Source organism: Streptomyces sp. NP-1717 (assembly GCF_022695985.1).
Lineage (GTDB): Bacteria > Actinomycetota > Actinomycetes > Streptomycetales > Streptomycetaceae > Streptomyces.
Window position 1 is genome coordinate 1 of the sequence record NZ_JAAPBF010000458.1, and the last position, 1,084, is coordinate 1,084.

The 1,084-nt window shown below is 66.8% G+C and carries 1 protein-coding gene; it reads right to left on the reverse strand.

The features are described 5' to 3' along the window. Positions 1–984, reverse strand: coding sequence for an IS481 family transposase (locus GXP76_RS35455; RefSeq protein ID WP_242575727.1), 984 nt, complete (start codon positions 982–984; stop codon positions 1–3). Positions 985–1,084: the final 100 nt, after the last annotated feature.

Consider the following 1,084-nt stretch of genomic DNA (forward strand, 5'->3'; position numbering starts at 1 on the left):
CTAGGTGTATTGACCCGCGAGGTTGTTGACGCGATGGATGGGTGGCTTGCCTGCGAGTGCGGTGTGGCTGCGGTGGTGGTTGTAGGTGTGGAGGAAGTCTGCCAGGGCCGCGGTGCGCTCGGTGTTCGAGGTGTAGGGGCGCTGGTAGGCCCATTCGTCGAGGAGGGTGCGGTTGAAGCGTTCGACCTTGCCGTTGGTCTGCGGTCGGTAGGGCCTGATCTTCTTGTGGGCGATTCCGGCCGCGGCCAGGGTCTGGGTGAACAGCCTGGATTTGTAGCAGGAGCCGTTGTCGGTCAGGACGCGTTCGACGGTGATGCCGTGAGTGGTGAAGAACGCCTGGGCCCGCTGCCAGAAGGCAACAGCGGTTTCCTGTCTTTCGTTGGCCAGGACCTCGCTGTAGGCGAGGCGGGAGTGGTCGTCGACCGCGGAGTGGATGTAGCTGTAGCCGATCACCGGCTTGCAGCTCCTGCGTTCGGTGGTGGTGGCCTGACGATTGCGGTCGCCGGCCGTCCTTCCGACGGTTCGCCAGCCGCCGCCGTCGGGGATGTTGCCGAGTTTCTTGATGTCGACGTGGATCAGTTCTCCGGGCCGGTCGCGTTCGTAGCGGCGGATCGGCTCGCCGGTGGGCCGGTCGAGCCAGGCCAGGCGGTTCAGGCCGTGGCGGACCAGAATGCGGTGCACGGTCGAAGCGGGAAGGCCCAGGATCGGGCCGATCCGGGCCGGGCCGGGTTTCCGGTCGGCTCGAAGCCGGCAGACACGGGTCTCGACAGCCGCGGAGGTCCGGAGCGGGGTCGTGCGGGGCCGGCTGGAGCGGTCGGCCAGGCCCGCGTCGCCTTCGGCCCTCCAGCGACGGACCCATTTGTGGGCGGTGGGCCGGGATATGCCCATCTCTGCGGCAACGTGCGCGACTGGACGGCCCGCGAGGACCCGTTCGACCAGCAGCCGCCTGCCGTGAACAGTCAGCCGGGCATTACGGTGGGACACGAAGACCTCCGAGTGGTGCAGTCCTAGACAGCTCCACCACACCGGAGGTCTTCGCCATGATCAAGACCAGTCGGCGTTAACAACGCTCGTGATCAATACA